General features: G+C 37.5%; 21 protein-coding genes. 17 read left to right on the top strand and 4 right to left on the bottom strand.

Annotated elements, in window-relative coordinates:
• The first annotated feature begins 156 nt into the window (after nucleotides 1-156).
• Nucleotides 157-342 (top strand): hypothetical protein, encoded by a 186-nt coding sequence (locus AAA923_RS08395; RefSeq protein ID WP_338216292.1) that lies wholly within the window; start codon nucleotides 157-159, stop codon nucleotides 340-342.
• A 748-nt stretch (nucleotides 343-1,090) separates the two neighbouring features.
• Complete coding sequence (locus AAA923_RS08390; RefSeq protein WP_338216290.1) at nucleotides 1,091-3,052, top strand: BspA family leucine-rich repeat surface protein; 1,962 nt, start codon at nucleotides 1,091-1,093, stop codon at nucleotides 3,050-3,052.
• Nucleotides 3,053-3,135: 83 nt separating this feature from the next.
• Here AAA923_RS08390 and AAA923_RS08385 read toward each other — a convergent pair whose 3' ends face one another.
• Nucleotides 3,136-3,975 (bottom strand): alpha/beta fold hydrolase, encoded by an 840-nt coding sequence (locus tag AAA923_RS08385; RefSeq protein ID WP_338216288.1) that lies wholly within the window; start codon nucleotides 3,973-3,975, stop codon nucleotides 3,136-3,138.
• Nucleotides 3,976-4,091: 116 nt separating this feature from the next.
• Between AAA923_RS08385 and AAA923_RS08380 the strand changes: the two genes are divergently transcribed.
• On the top strand, nucleotides 4,092-4,946 hold the full coding sequence (locus AAA923_RS08380) for a LysR family transcriptional regulator (RefSeq protein ID WP_338216287.1): 855 nt from the start codon (nucleotides 4,092-4,094) through the stop codon (nucleotides 4,944-4,946).
• A gap of 91 nt (nucleotides 4,947-5,037) precedes the next feature.
• On the opposite strand, the gene AAA923_RS08375 is transcribed toward AAA923_RS08380, so the two are convergent.
• Complete coding sequence (locus tag AAA923_RS08375) at nucleotides 5,038-5,427, bottom strand: winged helix-turn-helix transcriptional regulator (protein ID WP_338216286.1); 390 nt, start codon at nucleotides 5,425-5,427, stop codon at nucleotides 5,038-5,040.
• Between the two features lie 53 nt (nucleotides 5,428-5,480).
• Nucleotides 5,481-6,689: an MFS transporter gene (locus AAA923_RS08370; RefSeq protein WP_338216285.1), complete on the bottom strand. Its 1,209-nt coding sequence runs from the start codon at nucleotides 6,687-6,689 to the stop codon at nucleotides 5,481-5,483.
• Nucleotides 6,690-7,714: 1,025 nt separating this feature from the next.
• Between AAA923_RS08370 and AAA923_RS08365 the strand changes: the two genes are divergently transcribed.
• The 3 genes from AAA923_RS08365 to AAA923_RS08355 are packed head-to-tail and all read left to right on the top strand — an operon-like array spanning nucleotide 7,715 to nucleotide 10,361.
• Nucleotides 7,715-8,683: an ABC transporter substrate-binding protein gene (locus AAA923_RS08365; protein WP_338216283.1), complete on the top strand. Its 969-nt coding sequence runs from the start codon at nucleotides 7,715-7,717 to the stop codon at nucleotides 8,681-8,683.
• A 24-nt stretch (nucleotides 8,684-8,707) separates the two neighbouring features.
• On the top strand, nucleotides 8,708-9,658 hold the full coding sequence (locus AAA923_RS08360) for an ABC transporter permease (RefSeq protein WP_338216281.1): 951 nt from the start codon (nucleotides 8,708-8,710) through the stop codon (nucleotides 9,656-9,658).
• Nucleotides 9,606-10,361, top strand: a complete 756-nt coding sequence (locus tag AAA923_RS08355; protein WP_338216280.1) for an ABC transporter ATP-binding protein — start codon at nucleotides 9,606-9,608, stop codon at nucleotides 10,359-10,361. Before AAA923_RS08360 ends, AAA923_RS08355 begins: the two co-directional genes overlap by 53 nt.
• Before the next feature lie 1,064 nt (nucleotides 10,362-11,425).
• On the opposite strand, the gene AAA923_RS08350 is transcribed toward AAA923_RS08355, so the two are convergent.
• Nucleotides 11,426-12,229, bottom strand: coding sequence for a tyrosine-protein phosphatase (locus tag AAA923_RS08350; protein WP_338216278.1), 804 nt, complete (start codon nucleotides 12,227-12,229; stop codon nucleotides 11,426-11,428).
• Between the two features lie 65 nt (nucleotides 12,230-12,294).
• Here AAA923_RS08350 and AAA923_RS08345 point away from each other — a divergent pair, with 65 nt between their 5' ends.
• From AAA923_RS08345 to AAA923_RS08295, 11 genes are all read left to right on the top strand, one after another.
• The gene (locus tag AAA923_RS08345) at nucleotides 12,295-13,407 is read left to right on the top strand and encodes a glycerate kinase (protein WP_338216277.1); all 1,113 of its coding nucleotides are present in this window, start codon (nucleotides 12,295-12,297) and stop codon (nucleotides 13,405-13,407) included.
• 79 nt (nucleotides 13,408-13,486) lie between these two features.
• Nucleotides 13,487-13,978, top strand: a complete 492-nt coding sequence (locus AAA923_RS08340; RefSeq protein WP_041501204.1) for a universal stress protein — start codon at nucleotides 13,487-13,489, stop codon at nucleotides 13,976-13,978.
• 304 nt (nucleotides 13,979-14,282) lie between these two features.
• A complete protein-coding gene (locus AAA923_RS08335) occupies nucleotides 14,283-14,831 on the top strand; it encodes a DNA-3-methyladenine glycosylase I (RefSeq protein WP_338216273.1) in 549 nt (182 codons plus the stop codon).
• A 516-nt stretch (nucleotides 14,832-15,347) separates the two neighbouring features.
• Nucleotides 15,348-15,836 (top strand): hypothetical protein, encoded by a 489-nt coding sequence (locus AAA923_RS08330; RefSeq protein ID WP_041501206.1) that lies wholly within the window; start codon nucleotides 15,348-15,350, stop codon nucleotides 15,834-15,836.
• 2 nt (nucleotides 15,837-15,838) lie between these two features.
• On the top strand, nucleotides 15,839-16,666 hold the full coding sequence (locus AAA923_RS08325; RefSeq protein ID WP_338216271.1) for an ATP-binding cassette domain-containing protein: 828 nt from the start codon (nucleotides 15,839-15,841) through the stop codon (nucleotides 16,664-16,666).
• Nucleotides 16,656-17,330, top strand: coding sequence for a hypothetical protein (locus AAA923_RS08320; RefSeq protein ID WP_338216270.1), 675 nt, complete (start codon nucleotides 16,656-16,658; stop codon nucleotides 17,328-17,330). The genes AAA923_RS08325 and AAA923_RS08320 overlap by 11 nt, the downstream gene beginning before the upstream one ends.
• An 892-nt stretch (nucleotides 17,331-18,222) precedes the next feature.
• Nucleotides 18,223-18,747 (top strand): GNAT family N-acetyltransferase, encoded by a 525-nt coding sequence (locus AAA923_RS08315; protein WP_338216268.1) that lies wholly within the window; start codon nucleotides 18,223-18,225, stop codon nucleotides 18,745-18,747.
• A gap of 519 nt (nucleotides 18,748-19,266) precedes the next feature.
• On the top strand, nucleotides 19,267-20,436 hold the full coding sequence (locus AAA923_RS08310; protein WP_338216266.1) for a metallophosphoesterase family protein: 1,170 nt from the start codon (nucleotides 19,267-19,269) through the stop codon (nucleotides 20,434-20,436).
• A 14-nt stretch (nucleotides 20,437-20,450) separates the two neighbouring features.
• The gene (gene asnB / locus AAA923_RS08305) at nucleotides 20,451-22,361 is read left to right on the top strand and encodes an asparagine synthase (glutamine-hydrolyzing) (RefSeq protein ID WP_338216265.1); all 1,911 of its coding nucleotides are present in this window, start codon (nucleotides 20,451-20,453) and stop codon (nucleotides 22,359-22,361) included.
• A 626-nt stretch (nucleotides 22,362-22,987) separates the two neighbouring features.
• Entirely contained in the window at nucleotides 22,988-24,340 is a 1,353-nt protein-coding gene (locus AAA923_RS08300) for a BspA family leucine-rich repeat surface protein (protein ID WP_338216264.1), read from the top strand.
• Nucleotides 24,341-24,964: 624 nt separating this feature from the next.
• Nucleotides 24,965-26,185, top strand: a complete 1,221-nt coding sequence (locus tag AAA923_RS08295) for a carboxylate--amine ligase (protein WP_338216318.1) — start codon at nucleotides 24,965-24,967, stop codon at nucleotides 26,183-26,185.
• The last annotated feature ends 10 nt before the right edge of the window (nucleotides 26,186-26,195 follow it).

The raw sequence follows: 26,195 nt of genomic DNA, 5'->3' as shown, positions 1-26,195 counted from the left end.
AAACTTTAATTTGTTCTAAGACAATAATAGGTATTATTAGAATTAAAAAGCATATTATTGAAAGGGCTCTAACCCTTGATATGACGGGTTGTTAAAGACTTTTTAGCATGGTATTATCGTTTATGGAAAAAGAGAAAACACTAAGGGGTGGATGTTATGACAACAAGAAACGTAAAATTCATGAAAGTAGCACTAATGGCGGTAGTGGCCATATTATTAATGATGTTATTCGTCTTGCAAAGTCGATACAGCATTCCAGCAGTTGCAATTGCAGCAATCGCATTAGCAGTTTACTCAGAAGATAGAATTTCAAAAACACACACATTCAAGTTTGTTGATTAATCAATTAGCTTAAAAATATAATTTGCATTGAAAAACTCACTATGATAATCGAATGATTATTGTGGCGAGCTTTTTTGTTTTTGCCGTCTCCAGAGATGAGAGTATTCACCTGCTATGCGGACCGGCCTGAGCCAAGGTCTCAGACCTCGGTTTGAAGCCTTACCAAAAACCGGTAAGTCTCCAAACACGCCCGGTGGTGTAATGGCTAAAGCCATAACGCCACACCCACAGCTGGTGAATGCTCTCATCTCTTCCGACTAATTCTGTATGATGAAATATTTTTATGTTTATTAAGTAAACTTATGTAGTTATTTATGGATCAACATTTAAATATTCTTAGTATTATCGCTTTCAAAGTATTTTTGAATTAGGTGTCTTATTGACAGATAAGCATCAAAAATACAGAAAACTTAGTTGGAGGTTGGTGGGGAAAGATAGCTAGCTATGGAGGTGGCGTTATGGCTTTAGCCATTACACCACGGGACGAGTTTGGAGACTTGCGGTTTTCGCGAGGCTTCAAATCGAGGTTCGAGACCGTTTTTTGGCTCGGACCGGTCCCCATAGCAAGACTATCTTTCCCCACCAACCGGAAGCGGCAGAAACGGTGAATAATCAGTGCCAAATTGTCAATAAATTTACTCATAACAGGTAAAGCAAAATGTATATTATAGAAATAATTTTAGCCATTTTTGATGATATTCTTATATTGTAAACAGATACTCAATAAATAATAGAATAGGTGATTATCATGAAGAAAAAACTTATTTCATTGGGGGTATCCATAGTATTAGGCGTCGTGGCTGTAGGGATGGCTCCAACGACAATTAAAGCTGACAATGGACCAACGGCCAGTATAACTAAAGTTTCAACAGATAAATCAGAGGAACTGGCTCATGGTAGCGATGGCGAGGCTGAATGGTCATTGACTGCTGACGGAACTTTGCATGTCTTTGGAGGAGAAGCAGTGGCGGACGGGGTTTCGTTTGCCACAGGAATGGACGATAGTTTTAAACCCTTAGTTACGAAATTTGTGTTTGAGGGCAAAACCATTGCGCAAAATAGTGCAGCTAAATTCTTTTCTGGATTTAAGAATCTTCAAGAGATAGATGGTTTAAATAATCTCGATACAAGTAATACTGTTGATATGAACAATATGTTTGATGGCTTAACAAAATTAAAGACAGTAGATTTATCACAATTAAATGTTAGCAATGCTGTTAACATAAGCAATATTTTTAGCAATTCCGGTTTGGAATCAGTTGATGTAGCAGATTGGGATGTGCGAAATGTTGAATACGCTAGTTCAATCCTTGCCAATTCTCAAATAAAATCTTTAGATATTTCAAACTGGCAAGTTGATAGTCTCAAGAGTGCGATGTCAATGTTTGCGGTAGCACCGAATTTAACATCATTAAAAATGTTCAAGGATTTCAAAAATATTGAATCAGTGAATGGAATGTTTTTCCAATCAAATATTAAAAATTTAGATGCTTCCGGATGGGATATGAGCAATGTTAAAGATGCGTCAGTTATGTTTGCTGGAGCTGGTATTGAAACTCTAGACGCTTCAAATTGGAACCTCAGCAACGTTTCTAGTTTGACTGGTATGTTTGCTCAGATGCCTAACTTGAAGTCACTAGACGTTTCAAATTGGCAATTGACGGATGTTGTTAGCATGGATCAGATGTTTCTTGGCGATACATCTTTGAGAAATCTGGATTTGAGTACTTGGCAAGACCTTGGCAGTTCATTTACCGGTGGATTGGCATTTACAGGAATTACGCAATTAAAAGTGTCAGCCGATACTGAATTAGACGATTCGTACTTTGGCGCCAAAGAAACTGAAGAGGGCGATATCGAGACTGACGAAGAAGGTATACCACTTTATGAAGGTTACTTAGTTAAAGTCGGTGCACCTGCTACAGAATTAATAAAGGCTAGTGACTTAGCGACCGGTTTTGAAGGAATTTATAACTATGTCAATCCAAATGAAATCACAGCCACAGTGACAGTTGAAAGTAATCGTGGTAACCAGACCGCTGACGTAACAGTGAACGGAGATTTAACTCAAGAAGTTGATGTAAACGTTCCAGAAATCAGTGGCGCTACAGCCGATAAAGCAACAGTTAAAGGTGTCGTAGTGGCAACAACTGATGAAAATGAAAATACAATATATTCAATTAAAGTTATTGATCCAAAAGGTGCCGGTTATGTCACATATACAGGTGGAGATACTGGTGGATCAGGAGGCTCAGGTGGATCTGGCGGTTCCGGAGGAGGTTCCAACAGTTCAAATAATCCAGAAGTTACGAATGTTAAAAGATTAGTTTCAGTTCATGCTGATAAAGGCGAAGCAAGACTTTATCAACAAGATACAACCAAAGTTGAAGATAGAGCTTTAGCTAGTGGTAGTGATTGGTTTAGTGACCAACAGATGGTTAAGAATGGTGAAACATATTATCGTGTAGCAACTAATGAATGGGTTAAAGCCAGTGATACATATGTTTACGAAAGCCACAGTGGAGTAATTGGTACAGGCAGCAACAACTATCAAGAACTAACAAATTCACGTGGAAATACCGTTAGTGACCGTGCTCTAGCAGCCAGCTCAGCATGGAAAATTGATCGACTAGCTTATATCAATGGTGATCAATATTACCGTGTAGCAACTAATGAATTTGTACCAGTTGATAGTGTTTCAAAACTTTAGAGAATAAAAAAGCAGGATCGTAATCGATTAAGATTACTCCTGTTTTTTTTACGTTGCTAAAGGTTGAAAGAGCTGGAAAATATTTAAGCCCATTTGTTCAAGATCAATTGTCCAATTTCTTGCCAATGTGATTCTAGAACAAAGTGTCCACCATCCAATAAATGTACTTCAACATTCTTATCATCTTTCTTAAATGCTTCAGCACCTTGATAAACAAAACTTGGATCATTCTTACCCCATGCCGCTAAAATTTCTGGCTGGTAATCACGGACATATTTTTGAAATCTTGGATAATTTTTGACATTGTTTTGATAATCAAAAATCAAATCAGATTGTCTTTCGGCATAGTCAGGTAATTCAGTATAATGAATATCCAAAGTATAACCATCTGGTGAAATACTGCCGGCTTTTTCACCACCAGTATATTGACCAATAATAGTTTCTGGTTTGAACGCTGATTTATAACTTTCGCGCAATTCAGCAGTAGGATTATCCCAATATTCTTGACGTCCAGCCCATTTTGAACCTAAACCTTCTTGATAAATATTTCCGTTTTGACTCACGATTCCGAGAACTTTTTCGGGGTGGCGAGCAGCTAATTCGAATCCGATTGGAGCACCATAATCAAATACATACATATAAAACTTATCAATCTTCATTAATTTAAGAAAATCATCTACATAGTTAGTTAAATTTTCAAATGTATAATCAAATTCTGTATGTAAGGGAGCTTCTGATTGACCAAAACCGATAAAATCTGGAGCGATTACGTGGAAATCATTTTCTAACATTGGCATTAAATTACGAAACATATGGCTGGCAGTTGGAAAACCATGTAATAACAAAAATGTTGGTTTATCTGCTTCTCCACTTTCACGATAAAATACGTTTAAACCATTTACCTTAACTGTTGAATATTTCATTTGTCTAACCTCATCTGTTATTTAATTTACAAGACCATTGTAATGCAAATATGGTATACAATAAACTACGATAATAAGAAATATAGTATCTCAAAAACAGATAGGTAAATAAAAATATGAATATTGACGCATTAAAAATGTTTGTAATAATTGTGCAAGAGGGTAGTATCTCTAAAGCTGCCAAAAAAATGGGTTACGCTCAATCGAATATTTCCACTAAGGTCCATAATCTAGAATTGGATTTAAATAGACAATTATTTTATCGAAACGCTCGTGGTGTCACTCTAACGGAAGCTGGAAATGAACTATATCAACAGGCGATTAAAATAATTCAGTTAAATATTGAAACAATCAATAAGATTAAGCATCCTGAGTCGGTCACAGGAACTCTGAAAATAGGTACTCTTCAAACGGCTGCTTCAACCTTTTTACCAAAAATATTGTCCAATTATCATCAAAATAATCAGGATGTAGAATTATCGATTGAAACAGGAACCACCTTAGCCAGCTATCAAAAAGTCTTAAACTACCAACTTGATGGGGCAATTATTGGTGGTCGGATAGATGAAAGTGATCTGTGTTCAATTCCTTTGATGTCAGAAAAGCTCTGTCTTGTTACAGCTAAAGAAAATAAACCTAATATTGAAAAAGATTCCTTGCTAGTCTTTCCAACAGGTTGTGCCTATCGTAAAACTCTAGAAAGCTGGCTTGATTCACAACAAATTATGATCCACCATCCAATTGAGTTTAACTATCTCAATGCGATTGTCGCTAGTGTTAGTGCCGGTCTTGGTATTAGCGTATTGCCAGAAAGAGTTGTTCAACCGTTCGTTAACTCCAACGTTATTGAAAAAGTCGCATTACCGAAAAACTTTTCTTTATTACCAATTTCATTTATTTATCGTAAAGATTACGTTATTGGGACTGCCTTTGAAAAATTCATTAAAGAAATAAAATCATTTTCTAATTAAAAAGGAGTTGTGACATAACTCCACGTCAAAAGAGCCCAAGCACAGAAATGTTCGTTTTCTGCACTTGGGCTCTTTCTATATTTTGTTAAAGCTAATCAGCGTAAGGCAAGGCATCGTTAGAAACATCTTCTTTGTTTAAAAGAATAATATTTTCACCTTTTTGCTTGCGCATTTCGATATCATTTTCGCCCCAAACACAGAGTTCTTCCAAAATTTTGTTCAATGAGTGACCATAGTCTGACAAAGAATATTCAACTTTTGGCGGAATTTGGTTGTAAACCTTGCGAGTAATGATTCCATCATCTTCTAGTTCACGAAGTTGTTGCGTCAACATTTTTTGAGTGATGTTGGGGATGGCGCGGCGTAATTGACCAGTGCGCATGGTGCCATGTTTTAAGTGACAAAGAATAATTGGTTTCCACTTGCCACCAATAATTCTCATAGTTGCCTCAACACCGATATTATAAATTGCCTGTTTCATAAGACGTCATCCTCCCAATTTCAGTAAGTGTATCTTAACATCACTAATTATTCTTAGCAATTTTCCAAGTCTAAATCTTTGGAATTAACTGTCGAACTTTCCATTTTCATCAATATCCAAATGAGCACGATACTGGCAATCAACATGACTATACCAATGAATGGCGTGTTCAAAATTTGATGATGTGCAACGGCAAAACCACCAGCAGTTGAAGCAAATGAAATTCCAACGTTGAAAGCCGAAATATTTAAAGCTGATGCCAAAGGAACTTCATTAGGAGTATATTTTTCAGCCAATTGAACAATGTAGAGTTGTAATCCGGGAACGTTCATAAAGGCAAATAGCCCCATCAATAGAACAGCCAATAAGCCAAGAAAATGTAAGTTGATCGTAGCTCTAATTACAAGTAAAGCTACACCTAGACCAATGAACATTCCCATTAGTGCACGCAAAGGATTTTTGTTAGCCCAACGGCCACCAAGCGTGTTACCGATAGCTACAGCTACACCATAAAAAATCAAGATGATAACAATGGCACTTTCAGACCAGCCCATATTTTTGTTCAAGATAGTTGTCAGATAGGTATAAACGGGGAAAGTTGCTCCGTAGCCTAAAGCTGTGATAACTAAAATCAAGAGTAATTGTGGTTGTTTAATAATGCGCCAGATACCTTTAACACTAGTTGGTTTAGGCAATGGCAATTCATTTGGTACGAGGATAGTGTTGCTGATAAGTCCAATCAATCCCAAAGTAACTAGGAAAGCAAATGACATTCTCCAGCCAAACGTTTGACCGATGAAAGTTCCGATTGGAACACCAGTAATAGTGGCAACAGTCAAGCCAGTAAACATGACTGCAATTGCAGAAGCACGTTTATTTGGAGCCACAACATCAGCTGCAATTAAAGATGCAATTGTCATGAAAATTCCGTGTGACAAGGCAGCGATGACACGACCAGCCAATAAGATGGCAAAGTTTGGTGCCAAAGTAGCTAAGAGATTTCCTAAAATAAAACTAACCATGATACCAATCAGTAATTTCTTTCGATTCCATCGATTAGTAATCAAAGCTAACACCGGTGCGCCAAACATAACACCTAAAGCATAAATAGAAACAGTCAGGCCACCCTCAGAAATAGAGATACCGAAAGTTTTCGTCAATAAAGGCATAATGCCGACACTGATAAATTCAGTTGATCCAATAGCAAAGGCACTGATAGCCAATGATAAAAGAATCCAGTTTGGAGATATTTTTTTGTTCATATTATTTTCGCCCCTTTAAGTAAAAATTGAGTATGTGTAACATTATATGGGGTTAGAACAAATAAACAATTACGTACTTTAAAGTGCAGTAGGGACTAAAAAGTACCTATGGAATTTGTTAGGTATTTGGTTCACTGCTGCCTCCAGTTGTGAGGAAATTCCACGGCTGTGCGACCGACTTGAGCCAAGGTCTCAAGTCTCGATTTTGAGCTTTGCATAAACCGCAAATCTCAAAATACGTCGGTGGGGTAAGTCCTTTCAGGACTAACGCCACCTGCACTGCACGTGGATTTCCTCACAACTGGAGGCTATATCATTTTTAGTTTTGCTGCAGATTTATGGTTTCTGATGTTTTTTTGAACTTTGATTATATTTTATAAAATATTGAATTGATTGTTATAGAGGTTTTGGAATTATTTTTTCACTTTGAATATGAGTTAACTGATATTGGATGTAAATTTTCGAACCATAAAAAAATTAGCTTTCGGTGGTCAGTGATGGAGTACGCTGTGGAGGTGGCGTTATGGCTTCAGCCATTACACCACAGGGCGATTTTGGAGACTTGCCGAACTGTGGCAAGGCTTCAAAGCGAGGGACGAGACCATGGCTCGGCCCGGTCCTCAGAGCGGACTCCATCACTGACCGCCGGAAGCGGCAGTGTCGATCACATTAAATATTTCTAATAAAATTATTGACAGATTAATTTTAGAATGTTTTACTAGTCATTGTAAATTGAAAACGAGGGGAACTTTATTATGAAAATGAATAATAATCTTAGCTCACATTTAAATAGTCAATTTGCCTTTAGCTTTTTCTTTAGATAGCGTTTGTATCCGGTCATTGGATACGAACGCGTACGTGTTCGTATCTATCGATTGGCTAAAGCTTTTAAGCATGTCATTTAAAGCCAGATAGATACAGGGTTGAATCTATCTGGAGAAAATATTTGGGCCCAATTATTTAACCAGTTAGATTCGTATCCGAATCTAGCTGGTTTTTTTTATACTTTTGGGAGGGTATTTTTCATGAAAAAAACATTAATCGGATTATTAACAATCACAATGGCAGCACTTTTATTAGTCGGCTGCTCTAACAAGGCTGCAGCGTCAGACAAGAGTTTGAACGTTGGTATTTTACAAATTGTTCCACATGGATCACTCGATGCTGCACGTAAAGGCTTCAAGGAACAGTTGAATAAAGAAATGAAGCAGAATCATAAATCAATCAAAGTTAATTACAATTATCAAAACGCTCAAGGTGACCAATCGAATTTAAACTCGATGGCACAACAGTTAACTCAAAAGAAGAGTGATTTAATTTTGGGAATCGCCACACCATCAGCACAAGCTTTAGCTAAGAAAACTAAGACGACACCGATCGTGGTTACAGCTGTTACTAATTTGGAGAGTGCTGGCTTAGTTAAAAATGATAAGAAACCTGGCACAAATGTCACTGGTACAAAGGATCTTGGTCCAGTCGACAAGCAAGTTAAACTTTTGACAACTATGACAAAGAACGACAAGCCAATCGGCGTTTTGTACAACTCATCCGAAGAAAATTCTGTTTTGCAGATTAAGATGGTCAAAAAATACGCTAAAAATCACAATTTGAAACTAAATATTGTCAGTGTCACAAGTACCAATGATGTTGCAAGTGCTTTATCAGGACTAGCTGGAAAAGTTTCTGGTATCTACATTCCGACTGATAATTTGATGGCAAGTTCCATGAAAACTGTTGGTAAAAAAGCTCGTGAAGCTAAATTGCCAGTCGTTACTGGTTCAATCGAAATGGCCGAAGATGGCGGTACAGCAACCTACGGAATCAATTACCACGACCTTGGTAAACAAACAGCTAAAATGGCTTACAAGATTTTGATCGACAAAAAGAAGCCTCAAGATATGCCAGTTGAAACATCACACACATTGAGACTTTACGTAAACAAAGCTAACGCCAAAGCAGTTGGTGTTAACCCTGATAAGATTCAGAAGCCATAATTAAAACTTTTTGGAGGTAGAAATATGCTTATATCTAGTCTTGGACAAGGATTACTGTGGGCGCCTTTAGCGATTGGTGTCTTCATCACATTTAGAATTTTAGATATACCTGATTTGACGACTGAAGGCAGTTTTCCCTTTGGTGCTGCCGTTGCAGTGAGCTTGATGTTGAAAGGTCAGTCAGCCATTGTCGCTGCGTTGGCAGGCTTTGTTGCCGGATGTTTGGCGGGGCTGATAACGGGAATCTTGGATACCAAGTTACACATTCCATCACTTTTAGCCGGAATTTTAACAATGACTGGTTTGTACTCAGTCAACATGCACATTATGGGTAAATCCAACGTGCCACTCTTGAATGAAAAAGTTTTGACCGAATATTTGCCAGCTGGTTGGAGTTTAGAAATTCAAACAATCGTCTTGGGATTAATCGTTACCGGTATCGTTGTCACAATTTTATATTTAATGTTCAAAACTAGATTAGGTTTGTCACTGATGGCAACTGGTAATAACAAGAACATGTCAGCTGCTAACGGGATCAATACCGATGGCATGATTATCTTCGGATACATGATTTCCAACGGATTCATCGCTTTATCAGGTGCCTTAATTGCTCAAAGTAACGGCTACGCTGATATCGGCATGGGAATTGGAACTATCGTAATTGGCTTAGCATCAGTATTAGTTGGAGAAATTTTCCTACGTGGACACAATATTTTGACCAGATTAATTGCTATGGTCGTTGGTGCAATCGTTTATCGACTACTTCTAACAGTTGCCATGGGACTAGGATTCCCACCAGATGACTTGAAAATTCTATCTGCGGTCATCTTAGTAATCGTAATCTGTGTGCCAATTATTCAAACAAGAATTAGAACAAAACGTCAATTGAAGAAATATTTAGAACAAATGGAGGACAAAGCTGATGAAGGTATTACAAGTGAAGCACCTACAAAAGGTATTCTTTCCCGGGACTGATAATGAACGTCACGTTTTGAAAAATATTAATTTACAAGTAGATGAAGGCGACTTTATTTCTGTAATAGGTAACAACGGGGCCGGAAAATCAACTTTGTTAAATACCATTGCTGGAACTTTGCACGCTGATGCCGGAGAAATTGACTTGGTCTCACATAATGTTTCCAAAAAATCGATTGCCTACCGTTCACGCTGGATGTCGCGAGTGTTCCAAGATCCAAAAATGGGCACAGCTGGTGATTTAACAGTTATGCAAAATTTAGTTTTGGCCCAAAGCCACACGAATACCATCAACTTGAAGTGGTACCAAAGAAAAGGTGACGTTGAAGAGTATCAAGAATTATTAAAGACATTGAACATGGGACTAGAAAATTTCATGGATACCCAAGTTAAATACCTTTCTGGCGGTCAAAGACAGGCATTATCATTGTTGATGGCAACCTTGAGTAAGCCAAAATTATTGTTGTTAGATGAACATACAGCAGCTTTGGATCCAAAGACGAGCCAAGAAGTTATGAAGATAACGAATGAAATGGTTCAAAGAGAACATTTAACAACCATGATGATTACACACAAAATGTCAGATGCATTGAAGTATGGCAATCGTTTGGTTATGGTGCAAGATGGTCAAATTAAGTTAGACGTCAGAGGTGCTGAAAAAGAGAGTTTAGATACAGCTCAATTGTTGCAGGCATTTGAATAGAGGAGTCCCGTCTACAGAGCTGGGAAATATTCACGAGCTGTGCGGACCGGTCCGAGCCAAAGAGCGGTCTCGAACCTCGGTTTGAAGCCTTGCAAAAACCGCAAGTCTCCAAACGAGCCCGGTGGTATAAGTACGGGAGAACCTCCCGCACTTATACCACTACCACGGCACACAAATATTTCCCAGCTCTTCCGACTAATTAATCGGCAATAATTGAGTGTAAAAGTATTCAATTATTACTGACAACTGGAGACAATACAAATAAAAAGACTAGTTACTGAAGTAGGATTCAGTGACTAGTCTTTATTTGTATAACCCATTTATCAGGGGGGAAGGATGGATTACAATTTGTTCTTTTTGAATGTGAATCATTCTATATCTATGTTTTTTATATGAAGATTAACTTTATAGGGGGGATAAGTTAAAGCTTTTTGATTTCCTTTAACTTACAAATACATCATAACCAGAAAATGTGAAGAAATTATGATGCCAATGTTCCGAAAATGAGAATTTTATTTATTTTTTCGTCTCCGGTTGAGAGATATAGAGTCGCTGTGTGGACCGGTTCGAGCCAAAATACGGTCTCGAACCTCGCTTTTGAGCCGAAAGTCACGTCTCAAAAGACGTCCTGTGCTGTAAGGGCGAAACGCCCTAACACCACTACCACTGCAGACTCTATATCTCTCAACCGGAGACTGGTGTGGCTTTTGTATGCAATAGTATATTTGAAATTAATTAATGTACGAAATGTCACTATAAATATATTGGTGTAATTGATTATGAATTCAAAAAAGAAACATCCTCATTTTAAAAGAGAATGTTCCTTTACAATTTAATTATCATATATGTATTAAGAAATCTGTTAACTAAAATAAATTAGTTGGAAGAGCTGAGGGTATTTAGCCGCAGCGAAAGTGGCGCTATTGCTTTAGCAATTACACCACCGGACGAGTTGGAGACTTTCCGTTCTTTGGAAAGGCTTCAACCGAGATTCGAGACCGCACTGTGGCTCGAACCGTGCTGCGCAGCAGCTGAATACTCTCAGCTCTGGAAACGGGATTAGACTACTCGAGGTAAATCTTCTTCAATGACTCGATTTCAGAAGGACTAACCTTCAATTCATTTTTGATATACTTATCTATGTTGCCATAGGTTTTATCAATAGTCTTAATAGCAGTGGCTAAATAATTATAATGAACAGTCATTAAGTCCTTAACAGAATTGATAACGTCAGGGTCTTTGTAACCCTTAGAATCCAATAAACCTAATAGGTCAGTGACAAATTCTTTGTTAGCTACGTTAGTTAATAGATAATCCTCTTTGATTGTTTCAAAAGGAACTCCCAAAGCTGTTAACAAGAAGACTGCACCCATACCGGTTCTATCCTTACCAGCACTACAGTGGAAAATCAAAACTTCGTTATCGTTCTTATTTAATAATAATTGATTAAAGAATTTTCGATAAGCAGCTTTTGAACTATCCTTTGTGATAATATCACGGTAAACATCAATCATATGTGCATATCCATCGGTAGGATCACCGTCAATTTCAGGAATATAACTGTCACTTTGCACCTCGGATGATTTAGTTTCATCTTCTTCAAAAACTGGTGCCCAAACGTAACGTACACCTGCAGGACGTTTGTCGGGTTTCTTATCAATTTCTTGTTTCGAACGGAAATCCACATCAATCTTCAAGCCGTAATCTTTTAAATATTGAAGGTCTGCGTCAGTTAAGTCAGCCAATCCAGCTGATCTCAAAATTTTGTGGTATTTAACCGTTCTGCCATCGGTTGTTTGATAGCCGCCAAGTTCACGGAAATTAACACCTTTTTCAAGGTTTAAAACACGTTCATTATCGTTAGCCATTCTCATTTACCTCGGTTGTTTTTTTCTACGTACCCATTATAACAAAAAGAAAGAGTTACCTTATTATGAAGTTCATTATTGCACCCGGAAAATACAGTAATCATGTTAGCTCGGAAAAAATCGGTCAAGCTATATACAGTGGAATATTACGTGCCTTGCCCAATGCGGAGATTGCTACCATGCCAGTGACGGACAGCAAGGATGGTATGCCAGCATTGGTTGAGCACACAATTGGTGGTCACTGGAGTGAACTGCCGTTTTTTGATGCCTTTTGGACTAGTAAAACTGGGCGATACCTTGTTACTAATATCGACAGTCAAGATACCGCTATTATTGATTCGGAACAAGTCGTAGGCGTAGATTTAGCAAAAAATAAATCGCGTGATCAATTGTTTCATGCAACGAGTTATGGTATCGGCGAGTTGATTGTTGATGCTGTGACAAGTGGAATTCGCAACATTGTTCTTTGTTTGGGTAAGACGGCCGTAGCTGATGGTGGCTTAGGAGTCTTACAAGCGCTTGGGGCTAAGATTTATGATGAGTCTGGGTCATTAATACCAGAGGGTGAAAATCCGCTGATAAACGTTAATAGAATCGATTTGGAAGATGTCTATGAATTATTAGGAAAAAGAACACGGATAAATGTGTTGTTAAATTTCTCCAGTTCCTACCGACTCAGTGATACTGTAGAGTATTTGAACGAGGCGCAGGAAAGTTTTTTGGAAGATAATTTAGTTTATATTACCGAAAAAATGAATCAGAAGTATAATTTAGATATACACCCGATGCCACATTCGGATTCAATTAAGACGTTGGCAGGGGCGTTTGCAATGATTAATGCACAGATTTCACGCTCGTCATTTGAGTGGGTCGCTAAAGTTACAGGGATGAATGACACCATTCGTTCGGCGGATATATTGATTACGGCCACTGATAAAATTTCTGGAGATTCGATGCATGATGATATTTTGTATCACTTGAGTCGGGTGGCAGGATCAGAAAAAATTCCTACGTTTGTTTTGTGCAATAATTTCGTTGATAATTTTAATAATTATGAGCAACTATTCACGGGGATATTTTCCACACAAATGACGGAATATGACGATGAAATCACGATTTTTGAAAACTATGAATCCGTAGCCAACCAGTTGGCGCGAACTCTTTTAGCTTTTAAATAGTTATTTTATTGAATAATATATATGAATGCATTAATCTTAAAACAAAGGATTTTCAATAAGTGCATTGGAGGATTGAATTATGGAACAAGATTATAAGAGAATTTTGGTTCCGGTAGATGGATCAAATGAAGCAGAAATGGCTTTCAAAAAAGCTGTCACAGTTGCCAAAATGAACGGTGGTCACATCGACGTTTTGACTGTGCTAGATACAAAACAATTCATCGGTTTACATGGTGGAATGCTTAACGGGGACGTTATTTACCAGCTATCCGAAGATGCCCAAAAATATCTTAATGAATTAAAAGAGGGCGCCGTTAAGGACGGTTTCAAAGAAGACGACATCGACATCCACGTTCGTTTCGGTGAACCAAAGACAGTTATTTCCCAAGAATTTATCGAAGAATACAAGAACGATTTAATCATGATCGGTTCAACAGGTATGAATGCAGTCACAAGATTGCTAGTAGGTTCAGTTTCAGAGTACGTTACAAGAAATGCTAGAACTGATGTTATTATTGTTAGAACTGATATTGATAATAAGAAATTAGTTGATAAGAAGCACAAAAAATAGAGAGTGGAGTAGGCCTGGGAATTTCCGAGCATTTTCGTAACTAAGTGAATTGCACGCCGAACTTAGCGGGCGATTTACTTAGTTATGAAAAGCGGAAGAAATTGGCCTACGGAACTCGTTTTAGAGCCACTGACTATATAAAAACGGGCTAAAAACCAACTGACTATATGACAACGAACTAAAATTCGTTGCCCATATAGTCACTGTTTTAAAAAGAATTCACTATTTCGAAGCTCTAAATATAAAATACGAAAAAAAATAAAAAGCTGGCACAATGCCGGCTTTTTTGTTGGAGGAAAACCATATGAGATGTGAGTGGGCCAATAGTTCCGAAGAAATGCAGTCTTATCATGATAACGAGTGGGGCAAACCAAGTCATGATGAACGTCTTTTTTTCGAAATGTTAACACTAGAAGCGGCTCAAGCTGGATTATCATGGTCAACAATTATCAAACGTCGCGAGACATATCGAAAAGCATATGATAACTTTGATGTTGCTAAAGTAGCGGCCTTTGACCAAGCAAAGAGGGATGCATTGCTTCAAGACAAAGGTATCATCCGCAACCGTCTAAAAGTCGATTCATCCATCAATAATGCCAAGTTAATTCAGGAAATGCATCAACACGGAGAAAACTTTTTTGAATATATTTGGAAATTTGTTGATAATAAACCAATAATTAATCATTATAGTGATATGAGTGAAATGCCTGCTCAAACCGAATTGTCGCAAAAAATCAGTAAAGATTTGAAAAAACGAGGTTTCAGATTCGTCGGTCCAACAATAATATATTCATATTTACAGGCGGTCGGAGTTATTAATGATCATGTAGATTCCTGTGATTTCAAGTATTAATTAGTATAATAGTACTGTGCCGTTTCCAGAGCTGAGAGTATTCATCCGCTGCGCGGAACAGCCCGAGCCAAAAGGCGGTCTCCAACACGCCCGGTGGTGTAATGGCTAAAGCCATAACGCCACTTTCGCTGCTGATGAATACTCTCAGCTCTTCCAACTAATTTATTAGGAATAGTTATATTAAACTTTTTCAGTCGTTAGAGACGTAATTTAAACATTTACAGAGTTAAAGTATAATAGATTATTAAGAAGACATTATACCTAAACAACTGATATACTTTAATATCCCAGCTGGAGGTCGCAAGTAATTTTGCATGCAGTGAAGGTGGAGTTAGGACTTTAGGTCTTACTCCACGGACGACTTTTGAGACGCGATTTTCGGCTTAAAAGCGAGACTTGAGACCTTGGCTCAAGTCGGTCCTCACAGCAGTCAAAAATTACTTGTGACCGTAAGCGACAGTAAAAACTAAAAACCAAAAACAAACAAGCAACCTTTAGCAATAACGGAGGAGAATTATGAATTCTGAAACAATTAGTAAATTAGCTGAAAAGCTATATGAAGATCGCAATAAGATTGAAGAAAAGTCACAAACATTCGAGGCTCAAGCAGTCTACGATATTTTGGATTCACTAGAAGTTTTGAGAAAGCCTATCAAGGAATACTTTGATATGACTGAAGATGACTACTACCAAAATGAATCAGATCACCGTTTGACTTTACAAAGCCCAACTCATAAATTGAGTGAATTGCATGACCGTGTTCAGGTAAATCATGTTGATGGTTCTTTGGATGCTCACGAAATCAACTTTACTTACAATCACGAAGATCCATATGCTGGCGGCGATTATAAAGTTAAAACTGATCTTAATTTGGTCAGCTTTGCTTTCACCGTTATCGGCGCTGTTTATGACAATACAATTGTCGCTGATGTCAGAAACTCGCTTTCAAAGGATGCTGTTCTTTCAATCGGACTAGCAGCACACGCTATTGAGGCTTGGCAATAATTATGAAATTAATATCAGTCAATGATTTATCATTGCAAAAAAATGGCTACTTTGCATTCAAGCATGTAGCTTTTTCTTTATCCCAAAACGAAATAATCGGTATCAACGGCGACAATGGTAGTGGTAAAACTCAACTTTTAGAGGCAATTGCTAATTATCAAACACCAGACAGTGGCACAATTGAATATACTCCAGGGGTCAGGATCGGTTATTTACCCCAAGATAATCCGCAAGTTGTGGATCAAACTGTTGCCAAGTATTTAGAAAATATTCGACGAATTTCAAAAGATTTAGCTGTTAGAAAAGAACAATTGCAAGGGATGATTACGTTTCTTGGTGTCAGTCCATGTTTGAATCAACCTGTCCGCCAATTATCGCTTGGTTTAAGACGACGGATTGACTTCTTAGCAGCGGTGGCTGGACACCCCAATGTCTTGTTGTTGGATGAACCGTTTGCCTTTCAATCGAAGAAAACTATCAAGAATATGTTGAGTTTAATGCAAGATTTGAAGAAGAATGGTTCAGGCATAATTTTGAGTGCAACAAGTTTTGATAAAGAAGTCAGTCAATATTTGGATGCTGGCTATCTTTTGGCTGAAAACAAGCTGACAAAAATTGAATCTACGACTAATAAAGAGCTGAAATGTCAGTTGATTTTTAGCGTGCACCCAAATTCCGTGGCCGTAACTTCAGATATTGAACGTTATATCACTTCAAATCTCAATAATATCGTTAAATTAGATATTCCTTTTGCGTTGAAAAATGCTATGGTTGAGAAGATGACACGACTTCACTATCATCTGGAGGAGGTTTTACGAGATGAAGGTTAGAATCTTCTTGAAAAGTTATCTGCAATTAATTTTTCAAGATTTCTGGTATTTGACAATGCTGTTTGCCATTATCGTTTTCGGATTGACCGCTGACCATTTGCTCGGGATTGATTCGATAAAAAAATACAGCCTATTGTTGATTGGCAGCTTTTTCTTGTCGCTGTTCTCCACGATGAACCTTTATCACAATGACAGCCGACAAAACAAGTATTTAAAGCAGAAAGTTGCCAGTTATTGGGCGGATACATTGAGCCAATTTTTGGTAGCATTGATTGTGAATATTTTCTCAGGCAGCTTGATTTTTATTTTCAGTCTAATTTTAAATCGTGACATTTTATTAGATACGGTCGGGATTCTGACATTAATTGCAGTCGGTTTCTTAGGAAGTTCGATTGCAACATTATTTAAAACCCAATGGGGTCGTCATTCGAGTCTGGGGCAAGTGGGCGTGTTAGTTTTTGTCTATTTGGCATTGTCAGGCAGCGTGATCAGTTTATTGGATTACGTGGAGTGGTTATTACCTCCTTTATCAAAAATAATAGTAACTTTGAACAGTAAACCATTCATACCGCAGTTGTTGCCGATTACAGGTCAAACGTTCTTATATGGACTAGTTTTATTCATAATAAGCAGTTTGATTTATCGTCCAAAAAAAATGCACTAAAGTGTTGCAATGAGGTAGGTTTTTCTGTTTTAATACTCTGATGGATTAAAGTTGTCGCCGGAGAGTGACTGCGGTTTAGTTTGCTATGGGATTTCTCGTATCTGACCAAATCACAATCACCCTCCGGCTAGTATTTTATGGACTTGTTTGATTATTGTTATTTATTAACGCGTGGTATTAGTTAAATATGTCGTCTACAGAGTTGGGAAATATTCACAAGCTGTGCGGAACGGTCCGAGCCAAAAAGCGGTCTCGAACCTCGGTTTGAAGCCTTGACAGTCTCCAAACACGCCCGGTGGTATAAGGACGGGAGATTTCTCCCGTCCTTATACCACTACCACGGCACACAAATATTTCCCAGTTCTTCCGACTAGTTAATTAGTATCAATTGAATATAAGAATATTCGAATATATTTATACTCAAGCAGGTTTAGGCTATCAACTGGCACCATACAGTATGTATTAATAAATTTTAAGTGAGTCTGTAAATTTAATATAAACATAATTTGATGTAATGTAGTTGGACTGATATTTTTTGAATATGCAATCCAATTCACTGGCGGTTAGGTTTTAAGTAATCGTGTAAAGTTATTTATCAAGCGATTATTTAAAGTGAAAGATGAGGGTAATCATCTTGAGAATAACTTAGCCGGAGGTTATCAGAGATATGGGTATGCAGTGAAGGTGGCGTTATGGCTTTAGCCATTACACCACGGGGCGAGTTTGGAGACTTTCCGAATTTTGGAAAGCCTTCAAATCGAGGTTCGAGACCGTACTTTGGCTCGGACTGGTTCCCCACAGCAGACCCATATTCTCTGATGACCGTAGGCGGCACAACACAAATGATAGTTTTCAACTTTAGCTCTGACGAAATAAGGAGGGCATTTAATTAATGAGTAATATTTATTTGCGTCAATCAACCCTTGACGATTTGCCAAGAATTATTAAAATCATCGATAGTGCAAAGAAAACCTTACGGAACCGTGGTGTTAACCAGTGGCAAAATGGTTATCCCAATGATGAGATTTTAGAACAAGATATTCAAGAAGATATAAGTTATGTTTTAATATTAAATGGTAGAGTTGTCGGAGTTGCTGCATTGCAACAAGGCTACGATCAGAATTATCAAGAAATGACCTCAGGGTCATGGTCAAACGATTCTGATGTGACTTATTCCGTGATTCACCGGATAGCAATTGAGGCTGATCACCAAGGCGAACACCTAAGTTCAGCGCTCATTCAACAACTATTAACAATGTCATATCATCTTGGCTACCGTGATGTCAGAATTGATACGCATCCGGATAATTTAGTTATGCAACACATTATTGAATCCAGCGGTTTTGAAGAAAAAGGTACGATTACGATGGACGAAGATCTTGGTGTAAGAAAGGCATACCAAATTCTTTTGAAATAAACTTTGAAAGATAAATTTTCACATTTTTGATATATAATTGAACCATAATTAACCATCGTTAAGATGGTTTTTTTATTATATCTAAAGGTTAAAAAATGAAGGCTTGATGTAGCTGGCGTTATAGTACTTCTAACTGAGTTTATTTAATATATTCTATACGCATGGTGCTAGTTGATAACCTTTTAGAAATATTTCATAGTCTAAAATTATTTGAATATAAATACATTTTTAGTACTCTTACATTCAAATATTACCGATTATCTAGTCGGAAGAGCTGGGAAATATTTGTGTGCCGTGGTAGTGGCATAAGTACGGGAGGCATCTCTCGTACTTATGCCACCGGACGTGTTTGGAGACTTGACGAATTGTGTCAAGGCTTCAAACCGAGGTCCGAGACCGCCTTTTGGCTCGGGCCGTTCCGCACAGCTTGAGAATATTTCCCAGCTCTGGAGACGGACATACTTTCAACCTTTAGTACTATATTTATATCCATGGTTTGGATATTGGGAGAACTGCAAATTGAAAATCAAAAATATTGCAAGAAGTGTGCTTACACCTAGACCTTCAGAATTTATTTCAACTCAAACAGATAATTTTTTGAGAAGATTAAAGCCGAGACCGTTTGTCGTTGATTATATCGAAGGTGTTTATAAAAATAATGTCTTACCTAATGTCAATGATGATACAGTTACAATTTCCGTTCTAACTGATACTCACGCTAAAGCCGTCGTCAGTTCTTCCTATTATGGAATCAATGGCATGCGGCACATTATTGAGGCCAATTATGTCAGTGATCATCTGGGAGTCGATCTGAATGTTCATTTGGGCGATTTGATGGATGGCAGCGACAAACCTGAGATAAGTCGGGGTATTTTGAAGTTTGCAGTTGAAAATTATCAGGCAAGCAAAGCCCCATTTTTTATTATTGAAGGTAACCATGACGAAAATGATAAATATGATGAACACCGTTTCTTTAAAACAGCTTCATTTCACCGAGATGATTATGATTCACTAGTAACAAAATACGATTATGAGCAACCTGAGATTCAACGTTTGAATCCCGTTTCAAGAGTAGGCTGGTTCGATAAAGGCAGTATACGAATTGTCTTCATCGATACGAGTGATATTCCTTATATTTTAAGTAATGGTTCCAAGAAGTATGATTTCAAGAAAGTCCGTGGAGTCAGGGAACAACAGCTTGAGGATTTAACTACCGTTTTGGAACACACCGTGGATAAACATGTCGTTGTGATGGGACATGCAAATATTATCAGTCCAAGTGGACGGAGTGCGTTAAACTTTAATGGTGACTTGGTGCAACAATTATTAGTTGCATTCAATAACAAAGCTTCTGGACAATTAAAAAATGAATTAACTGGAGATTTTGGTGTAAATATTCGCTACGATTTCTCGTCTACCGGCATTTCTAAGGTAACGACTTATATTTGTGGACATATGCATTACGAAAAAAACTACAAAGTTTCTGAAATTAATCATATAATATTAAATTGTTCGGCCCTTATGGGGAAGAAGCACGGTTTAACAACTGACTATAACAAAAAATGGGATAGACGTTATAATGAAATCTCTGAATTAGCAGGGTATTTCATTAATATCGACCCGAATAAACTACGCTTACAGATTTATGGTTACGGAGCCGCAACAAGGTATGTAAGTTTTGAAATATAAGGGAGAATTATTTTATGTGTGGAATTGTCGGATTCGTAGATAAAAATATTGCAGATAAGAAGCCTGTAATTGAAGCTATGATGGATACGATCAAACACCGTGGACCAAACAGTTCAGGTGAACTACTAGAAGGCGACACTGCATTAGGTTTCCGTCGCTTGAGTATCATTGATATTAACAGTGGTATGCAACCAATTTATAACGAAGACAGATCAAAAGCCGTCATCTTCAACGGTGAAATTTACAACTATCAAGATGTTAGAAAAGAATTAAAGAAAGCCGGACATGTTTTCACAACTGATACTGATACTGAAGTTCTTCTTCATGGATTTGAAGAATGGGGTATCGAAGGTTTGTTGAAGAAAATCCGTGGAATGTTTGCCTTTGTAATTTATGATCTCAAGACTGGTGATATTACTGGTGCAAGAGACTTCTTTGGTATTAAGCCATTGTATTATTACAATCGTGAAGGTACATTTATTTTCGGTTCAGAAATCAAATCTTTCTTGAAGGAACCTAATTTCAAGAAGGAATTAAACAAAGCTGCTTTGAAGCCATATTTGACTTTCCAATATTCAGCTATGAATGAAACTTTCTTCAAGAATGTTTTCAAGATCCCTGAAGGCCACTACTTTACATTTAAGAATGGCAAATTAAGTATCAAGAAATACTGGGATATGGAATTCAAAGAAAATAACTTGTCATTTGAAGAAACTGTTAAACGTATTGATAAATCATTGCGTGATTCAGTTGAAGAACACTCAATCAGTGATGTGCCAGTTGGTTCATTGCTTTCAAGTGGTGTTGATTCAAGTTACGTTACAGCTATTTTGAAACCACAACATACATACTCAATCGATTTCGATACAAGTACGTATGAAGAAGGTACTGCCGCTAAGGAATTGGCCGACAAATTAGGCCTTGAAAATACACGCGGTATCGTTACAAAAGAAGAAGCTATTAAGTCACTTCCTTTGATTCAATACTACATGGACGAACCAGATGCTAACCCATCAAGTGTGCCGCTATACTTCCTAACAAAATTAGCTAGCCGTGACGTTACCGTTATCCTTTCAGGTGAAGGTGCTGATGAATTGTTTGCCGGATATGCAAATTATGGTTTCCACTCACATTCAAAGGCTATCCGTGTCGTTGCTGAAGACTTGAAGAAACTACCTAAAGGTGTTAAATACAAGTTGGCTCGTGGTTTGAAGAAGATGCCTAACTTCCCAGGAAGATTGCACTTGTACGAATCAACAGCTAAGGCTGAAGAATTCTTTATCGGACAAGCTAAGATTTTTACTGAAAAAGAAGCAGCCGATTTAGTTAAACCAGAATTTGAAAAATCACGTTCTGTACATGACATCGTTATGAGAAGTTACAACAAAGTTCGTGACTATAACGATGAAGTTAAGAAGATGCAATACCTAGATCTTCACCAATTCATGGCAAACGATATTATTCTAAAAGCTGACCGTATGAGTATGGCCAACTCAATGGAATTACGTGTACCATTCCTAGATAAAGAAGTTGCCAAAGTAGCAGCCGGCGTACCTACAAAGTATCTTTTGAACAGTAAAGATAGCAAGTATGCATTGCGTGTAGCTGCTGAACGTGCACTTCCAAAAGAATGGGCAAAACGTGAAAAATTAGGCTTCCCAGTTCCAATTCGTGACTGGATCAGAACAAAGGAAGTTTATGAAGACTTCCGTAAGTTGTTCAGTGCCGACTTTGCCGGAGAATTCTTCGACCAAGACGCAATCTTGAAGATGCTAGATGGCTGTTATCGTGGTGAAAACGATGATCGTCGTAAAGTTTGGACAATTTATACATTCTTGATCTGGTATAAAGTTTACTTTATCGATGGTGGTAAGAAACCAGACGTTGATCCTAAGGTTTTTGTACCAGAAGACGAAGAAAAGTAGAGAGTGAAACAAGGGCGGTCAGCTCCCGAGCATTTTCGTAACTAAGTGAATTGCACGCTGAACTTAGCGGGCGATTTACTTAGTTATGAAAAGCGGAAGGAGTTGCCCTTGTGTAACTCGTTTTAGAGCCACTGCCTATATAAACAAAGGTTTAAAAATATATAAATAAAACTAAAAACTGTAGAAATCCAAATAGGAAATCTACAGTTTTTTATTGTCTAAATAGGTTTTAGCAAAAATTGGAAAAAGCAAATATACTGCCAAATAAGAATGCTTTATGATTCAACCACAAACCCAGTCTCCGAGTACCAGAGATTTCAAATGCAGTGGAAGTGGCGTTATGGCTTCAGCCATTACACCACAGGGCGACTTGAAGACTTGCGGTTTGTGCAAGGCTTCAAGCGAGAATCGAGACCTTGGCTCGATTCGGTCCCTCACAGCATGCGAAAATCTCTGGCACTCGGAGACGGCATATTTCAATACACCCCATAATAAAGTTAAGAAACAATAAAACTATTGCCAAACTTAAATAGTGGACAAGATTATTTGATATAGTAAACTTGATATTTTTCTAAACAGAATCCGTTAGGGGAATTCTGCTTAGAACCAGAATCAGGGGTGGAAAAATGGATACTAGCAATGTAACAAATATGAGCCAAATGTTTTTAAATTGTCGGTCACTAAAAGAATTAAACTTATCTAGTTTCAATACTAATAGTGTCCAAGATATGTCACAGATGTTCAGTGGCTGCAGCGATTTACGCATGCTTAATATTACAAATTTTGATACCAAAAAAGTTACTAATATGAACGGAATGTTCGCTGGTTGTGAAACCTTGGAAGAGTTGGATTTATCAAACTTTGACACGAAAAATGTTAAGAGTATGGATAATATGTTCCAATCTTCCGATGCTCTCAAGTCACTCAAGTTGGGTGAAAAATTCGTTGTACCCAAGAATAAAGAACATAATTTGAAATTGGTCAACCGAACTTGGATTGATGTTGGGACGGGCACAATTAAGAATCCTAAACCAACCAACAAGGAGGGTATCAGTTCAGTTGAATTGTTGAAGCACCATGATAAAGGTAACTGGGTTGTTAAACCTGAGAAAGCTTACCAAGGTGATTTCAAATTGATCATCGCCAATAATTTGAACAAAGATATCGTTATGGATGTTCCAGAAGATATTCGTCCAGAATACATTGGCAGCAGTTTTGAAATGATGGTTCCCCAAATCATTGGTTATAACGCTGATAAAAAGATTTTGCATGTTACCGCTACAGATAAAGGTTTAATCAGTGACGATAAAGTTAACTATACAAAAATCGAATCAGAAGTTGACCCTAGAACAGTTACTTTTGATAAACCAGTCGAAGCAGTAAAGCCTGCAGAACCTGTAACGCCAAGAATACAGCCCACTTCTTCAGTACAATTAGCTGAAAAAGTTGCGCCAAAGCCTGAGAAAAAAGTGGAAGTTCAACCAGAAGAGAAGACTGAGACTAAGCCTGAAGAGAAAGTGAGTCTGGCAGAAAAGGTAGAACCAGTCAAGCCTGTAGTAGAGGGTAAAGTTTCAAAATTCATGCATTATGTCACAGTACATCCTGATATTCAATCAGCTCAAACGTACAACACTAATGGTCAAGTTAATAAAGGTGACCAATTGCGTCAAAATTACAGCTGGTTCAGTGATAAACAACTTCAAATTGGAGCCCAAAAATATTACCACGTTGTAGGCGATTCATGGGTCAAGGCTGAAGATGTTTACCGTTATCAAGAGTTCCAAAATATTGTTAAGACTAAAGATGTTGTTATGACACACTTGGTTAATAGTCGTGCCGAAGAGCTAACTAACCGTGGCTTGGGTGCTTTGAGTACATGGCAAACATCTAAAGAAGCATTGATCGGTGATCACAAGTATTATCAAATAACTACTAACGAGTTTGTGGACGCTGATAGTGTTGATTTGATGAATGCTTAAGGTTGCTGTTTAAACCGTTACAATCGTTATGCAATGGCAATAAAGCATGGATTTATTGCGTATTTGAATTATTGGTCAATTTAAATTGTTGTAATCGTTTATGGTATTATTAATGATTTTTCAAATGAAATTTATAATTAATTATTTCAAGTAATGTTTCATGAAGCTTGTAATATCAAGGCTGACAAAAAATATATCACCATTATTGATGAATAGTTGTTTCGATAAAGGAAATACCGTTCAATGATAATCAGAGGCGATGGCTCGCATTTACTTCATGTAGATGTGAGTTTTTTTGATGTGTGTAGTAAATAGAGTAGCGTTATGACGTTACTCTCAATATGTGATATATTAATAACCGCCGATATAAAATAATTATCAGCCGTCTCAAACAGATTTATTAGAGATACGCCGTATTATGCCTTTTTCAAGTGATAAATTAAGAAAAGGATAAGGCTAGGAAATTAAAACCCACAGCGATACTCGTTGTGATAAATTGAATATGGTATAATTTTGTTTGAAATGTGTGAAAATTTAAAAATAGAATTTTAATATAGTAAGAGGTTGATCCCTATCGAAACTGAATCAGGAAAAAAATTCACGCCTATATTATTAGGTAGTGATATGAATGTTTACGGAATGGCTCGTGCTTTCCATGAACTTTATGGGGGCACTGTTAAGGCCTATGCTGATATCCAATTGGCACCTACAAGATATACAAAAATCTTAAACTTAACACTTCACCCAGGCTTTTCTGAAGACCCTGTTTTTATTGAAAAAATGCGTGAAATTGCTAAAGTTTACCAAAATCACGAAGAACCAGTTATTTTAATTGGCTGTGGTGATGGTTATGCCGAACTTATCAGCAAACATAAAGAAGAATTATCAAAGACATTTGTCTGCCCATATGTTGATTATGATTTACTAAAATCATTGAATAATAAAGAGAGCTTTTATAATGTTGCCGACAAACATGGTTTGCCACATCCTTTGACAAAGATCATTACAAAAGATATGTACGAAAATAAGCAGGATATGGATGTGCCATTTGATTTCCCAGTGGCTTTAAAACCTGCTAACAGTGTTGAATGGTTGGATATTCATTTTGAAGGCCGTAAGAAAGCTTTCACTATCCATTCACAAGAAGAATACATGAGTATTGTCGGTAAAATTTATGGCAATGGCTATAAATCTGACTTGATTTTACAAGACTTTATCCCTGGTGATGATTCCAACATGCGTGTTTTGAATGCCTATGTTGATCAAGATCACCACGTCAAGATGATGTGTTTAGGTCACCCAATTTTGGAAGACCCAACACCTCAATCAATTGGTAATTACGTCGCAATCGTGCCTGAATTCAATCAGGATGTTTACGACCGTGTTCAAAAGTTTCTTGAAGATATTGAATTCACCGGTTATGCTAACTTCGATATGAAGTATGACTCTCGTGACGATACTTTCAAATTCTTTGAAATCAACCTACGTCAAGGTAGAAGTAGTTTCTTTGTCACATTGAATGGCTACAACTTGGCTAAGTACGTTGTTGAAGATTACGTTGAAGGCAGCCTTGAGAACGAACCAACCGTTTATGCCAACAAGAACAAAGCTCAACACAAGCTTTGGTTAGGTGTACCAGTTAAAGTCTTCAACAAGTATGCTGCTAAAAATGATGCAACTAAATATGCTGACGAATTAATCAAGCAAGACCGCGTTGGAACAACTGTTTTCTATGATAAAGACAGATCGTTCAGACGTTGGATGTTGTTGACATACATGTTCCACAATTACGTTAAGAGATTTGATGAGTACTTCGAAGAGAACAAAGGACGCGACTTTAAATAACTTAGGGGGC

The sequence above is a fragment of the Companilactobacillus muriivasis genome, assembly GCF_036246245.1.
Lineage (GTDB): Bacteria > Bacillota > Bacilli > Lactobacillales > Lactobacillaceae > Companilactobacillus > Companilactobacillus muriivasis.
The sequence above is the reverse complement of the archived record's forward strand: the minus strand, read 5'-3'. Positions and strand labels throughout refer to the sequence as shown.